This window comes from Acidovorax sp. Root217, from assembly GCF_001428645.1.
In the GTDB taxonomy this organism is placed as follows: Bacteria; Pseudomonadota; Gammaproteobacteria; order Burkholderiales; family Burkholderiaceae_C; genus Acidovorax.
The window spans coordinates 151,824-156,144 of the sequence record NZ_LMIH01000011.1 but is presented as its reverse complement, the minus strand read 5'-3'; the positions used below and the strand labels follow the sequence as shown (position 1 = coordinate 156,144).

At 67.6% G+C, this 4,321-nt stretch carries 5 protein-coding genes; 4 read left to right on the top strand and 1 reads right to left on the bottom strand.

Annotated features, from left to right (window positions below; all coding sequences use genetic code 11):
• Positions 1-282: 282 nt before the first annotated feature.
• Positions 283-687, top strand: coding sequence for a hypothetical protein (locus ASE31_RS10065; RefSeq protein WP_057201505.1), 405 nt, complete (start codon positions 283-285; stop codon positions 685-687).
• A gap of 9 nt (positions 688-696) precedes the next feature.
• On the opposite strand, the gene ASE31_RS10060 is transcribed toward ASE31_RS10065, so the two are convergent.
• Entirely contained in the window at positions 697-1,491 is a 795-nt protein-coding gene (locus ASE31_RS10060) for a glutamine amidotransferase (protein WP_369819450.1), read from the bottom strand.
• A gap of 365 nt (positions 1,492-1,856) precedes the next feature.
• Between ASE31_RS10060 and ASE31_RS10055 the strand changes: the two genes are divergently transcribed.
• From ASE31_RS10055 to ASE31_RS10045, 3 genes are read left to right on the top strand one after another with little or no spacing between them, the layout of a single operon-like run.
• Positions 1,857-2,099, top strand: coding sequence for a FeoA family protein (locus tag ASE31_RS10055; RefSeq protein ID WP_082604113.1), 243 nt, complete (start codon positions 1,857-1,859; stop codon positions 2,097-2,099).
• Positions 2,096-3,997, top strand: a complete 1,902-nt coding sequence (feoB, locus tag ASE31_RS10050; RefSeq protein WP_057201504.1) for a ferrous iron transport protein B — start codon at positions 2,096-2,098, stop codon at positions 3,995-3,997. The genes ASE31_RS10055 and feoB overlap by 4 nt, the downstream gene beginning before the upstream one ends.
• Position 3,998: 1 nt before the next feature.
• Positions 3,999-4,256: a DUF6587 family protein gene (locus ASE31_RS10045; RefSeq protein WP_057201503.1), complete on the top strand. Its 258-nt coding sequence runs from the start codon at positions 3,999-4,001 to the stop codon at positions 4,254-4,256.
• Positions 4,257-4,321: the final 65 nt, after the last annotated feature.

The following is a 4,321-nucleotide window of genomic DNA, read 5'->3' as shown; positions in this document are numbered from 1 at the left end:
CGTACTGCCTGCGACGCACCGCCTAGCCAGAACCGCTTCGCTGAGTTTTGTTAGCCGCTCTAATACGGATTTGCCTTCAACCGTCTGACTTCGTTGGTCCGCCTTGCCGTGCTACAGCACTTTCTGCGGCTTTCCGCCTGGTCATACGATTGAATGCAAACCCGTAAAAGCCAGCGCTGGGGCGGAAGATGGGCGCGTGCATGCCTCGCGCCTGGCCTCCATTTTGTGCTGACCCGCATGCCATGATGCATGCCAGACAACTCAACTTGGCAAGGTGTATCGATGGGGCCCGCACAAGAGTTCATCCGAACCTTCGTCGCTGCAGAGCGGCAAGAGCGCTACTTGGCGCTTGCCAGCAAGCCATCCCGAAGACGCGACTTCATCTCGGCGCTGGCGCACGACGGGCGCCACCTGGAGCGCAAGTTCATGCAGCAGATCCCGGCGGTAGACGCCGTTGCCGCCAAGGTCGCTGCGCTGCTCAAGTCGCTCGGCGCAGGCCCGCGCTGCTTCGTCGTTGCTGCAAGCCATGGCGAATTCGACAACTGCGCGACAGACACCGCGCCAGTGCTCGAAGCCCTGGTGGGCAAATCCACGGACTGCATCGTCTTCTTTCCCGGCGCCGGCCTGGCCTACTACGAGAACCACGAGGGTGAGTGCCACGTGCTTCGCCGCCCAGCCGCACACTGAACAGGTCGATCAGGCGCTTTGGCTCGATGCCTCAAGCGCCTGCACCATGGCTGCAAACCGGCCGAGCACGCTGCTGGCGTCTGGCGTGGTGCTGACCAGGCCGCTGTCCAGTTGGCTGGATGCATCGCGCGATCGGTTGACGTGCCCGACATACGCACGCATCGCTGCCGCCGAAAACTCGGGGTGGAACTGCACGCCCCACCCGCAGCCGCCCACGCGAAAGGCCTGGTGCGGCTCCAGATCGCTTCGCGCCAGCAGCACTGCCTGGTCGGGTAGCCGCAGCACGGACTGGTAGTGGACCAGTTGCGCAGGGAACCGATCGGGCAGGCCCGCCAGCAATGCGTCCTCGCGCGCGTCCTGGCTCAGGTGGATGGACTGTGTTCCCACTTCCGGCCCGCCAGGCAGTTCATCGACCTTGCCGCCGAACGCATGGGCGAGCAACTGGTGCCCGTAGCAGATGCCGAGCACCGGCACCCCGGCCTCGACGCAGCGCTTCATCCACAGCGCCAACTGCTCGCTCCAGGGAGCGCGGTCGGTCACCATGGCATGCGAGCCACTCACTACCACCCCGGCCACTTCCGAAGGGTGGGGCAGGGCGGGCGCGGGCTGCTGCGCGTCGATCCGCCGCATGGGCAGCGCTGGCGTCGCCTGCCCGAGACCCGCAGCGATCCAGTCGTCGAAGTCACCCTCTGATTCCCTGAGGCCTGGGAAGGTGTTGCCAGCGGAAATGATGAGCAACGGTTTGCTGGCGGGCTGCGTGCAATCGGGGCTGGCGCGGTCGGGCATGGCAAATGGGATGGGCACGGGAGGCACGGTGAACGGCGGGGAGCCGCATTATGGAGCCGCCTCCCGCGCGGGCCCCTTCATCGACCTCCAGCCACCATCACCTGAAAACCATCGCTGCAGGTCACCGTGACCTACGCAGCCTTGCCAGCTAGCGAGCGGGCCGCGTTGCAATGGGGGGCGCTGTTGCAAGGCCCGGGGGGCGAGAGACATTTGCGGCCTGCCCAGGCGCTGCGGAACCTGCGGGGGTTGCGGGGATTCATCGCCGACGCGGGCATGGTCTATCAAGTCGGGGTTAATATGTAAATAGTAATAATTCTCGTCCAACTTCGGGTTGAGGCTCCGGCGTGCTGAGCGCGGGTTCGCCGTTCGCATTTTCCCCTCCCATGAAACTACCTGATCTTCCCAATGGCGCCCGCGCCGTGGTGGAGGGCGTTGCCTCCTCCCATCCCCTTATCGATGCCGCAGCGCTGCGACGGCTGGGAGAGCTCGGTTTCCTGGAGGGCGAGCCGTTGACCGTGCTGCGCCGCGGCCCTGGCGGGCTGGAGCCCATCGCCGTGCAGATCGGTGATACCCAGTTTGCGCTGCGCATGCTGGAAGCCCAGTGCATCGAGGTGCGCCCGGTATGACGGGCCAAGGCGTTTCTCCCGTTGCCACCGCCGGCGCCCTGCCGAGTCTGGCCCTGGTCGGCAACCCCAACTGCGGCAAGACGGCGCTGTTCAACCTGATGACCGGTGCGCGCCAGAAGGTGGCCAACTACGCTGGCGTGACAGTCGAACGCAAGACCGGCACCACGCAGCTGCGCGACGGTCGCACCGTCGCGGTAATCGATCTGCCCGGCACTTACAGCCTGACGCCGGCCACCCCCGATGAGCAGGTGACGCTGGAAGTCATCGAAGGCCAGCGTGCGGGCGAGGCGGTGCCCGATTTGATCGTGGCGGTGGCCGACGCGACCAATCTGCGCATGAACCTGCGCCTGGTGCTGGAAGTGCGGCGCCAGGGCCGGCCCATGGTTCTGGCCCTCAACATGGCCGACGTGGCGCGCTCGCAGGGGCTCAAAATCGACCTGCAGCGCCTTTCGGCCGAGCTGGGCTGCCCGGTGGTGGAGACGGTGGCCGTCAGGCGCGACGGCCATGCCGCGCTGATGGCTGAGATTGCCGCGCAGCTCACCCGCCAGCCGGGTGGCGCGCCGGTGCTGGCCCCCGTGGCCGCACAGGCGGCGGGCACGGCGAGCGACCTGCAGCGCGAGGTGCGCCGCATCCTGGCGGCCGCCGCGCCCGCCGGGGGGCGCAACCAGCGCGTGCAGAACCGGCTCGACGCCGTTGTCATGCACCCGGTATGGGGTCTGGCGGTGCTGGCGCTGCTGCTGTTTCTGATGTTCCAGGCCGTTTTCTCCTGGGCCAACCTGCCCATGGACGCCATCAAGGACCTGATGGCCTGGCTGTCCGCACGGATCACCGAGAACATGGCAGACGGCCCGCTGCGCAGCCTGCTGGTCGATGGCGTGATCGCCGGAGCAGGCGGGGTGCTGGTGTTCCTGCCGCAGATCCTGATCCTGTTCTTCTTCATCCTGGTGCTCGAGGACTCGGGCTATCTGCCGCGTGCGGCCTTCCTGCTGGACCGGCTGATGGGCAAGGTGGGGCTGTCGGGCCGTGCTTTCATTCCGCTGCTGTCGAGCTTTGCGTGCGCGGTGCCGGGCATCATGGCCACGCGCACCATCGGGCCGTGGAAGGACCGCCTGGCCACCATCATGATCGCGCCGCTCATGACCTGCTCGGCCCGGCTGCCGGTGTACGCGCTGTTGATCGGTGCCTTCATCCCCGCCACGCCAGTGGGCTGGTTCGACCTGCGCGGGCTGGTGCTCTTCGCGCTGTACGTGGCGGGCGTGGTTTCGGCCATGGCCGTGGCCTGGCTGTTCAAGCGCCTGTGGATGAAGAGCAGCTACCAGCCGCTGATGCTGGAGCTGCCGCCCTACCGCATGCCCAGCCCGCGCAACCTGCTGCTGGGCCTGTGGGAACGGGCGCGCATCTTCATCGTGCGCGTGGGCACCATCATCTTCGCGCTGACGGTGGTGCTGTGGTTCCTGTCGAGCTATCCGGCGCCTCCGGATGGTGCCACCGGCGCCGCCATCCAGTACAGCGCCGCGGGCTGGCTGGGCCAGGCGCTGCAGCACGTGTTCGCACCCATCGGCTTCAACTGGCAGATCTCCATCGCCCTGGTGCCTGGCCTGGCTGCGCGCGAGGTGGCGGTGGGCGCGCTGGGCACCGTGTATGCGCTGTCGGCGGCCGGCGATTCGGTGGCCGATGCGCTGGCGCCGGTGATCGCGCAGAGCTGGCCACTGGCCACGGCGCTTTCGCTGCTGGCCTGGTTCGTGTTCGCGCCCCAGTGCCTGTCGACGCTGGCCGTCGTGCGCCGCGAAACCAATTCCTGGCGCTACCCGGCGCTGATGGCGGGCTACCAGTTCGCGCTCGCCTATGCGGCAGCATTCGCGACCTACCGCATTGCCCTGATGATGGGAGGAGGCTGAGATGAACGTACAGATGCTGGTCGTGCTGGCGGTGGTGACCGCCTGTGCGCTGTATGCGGGCTGGAGCCTGGCGCCGGCCGTTGCCCGCCGGGCGCTGGCGCAAGCCGCGCTGCGGCTGCCGCTGCCGGGCTTCATGGCTCGCTATTTCGGCAAGGTGGTGCTGCGCGCCAGCGCAGGTTGCGGCTGCGATGGCTGCGATGCGCCGCCGTCTGCCGCCAGGGAGCAGCCTATCCGCATCCACCGGCGCCCAGGGCCCTGAGGCCAGGGCTTGCCGCGGCCTCACGCTAGGAGCGGGCGCAGCAGAAGGCATCGAAGCGAAACGCT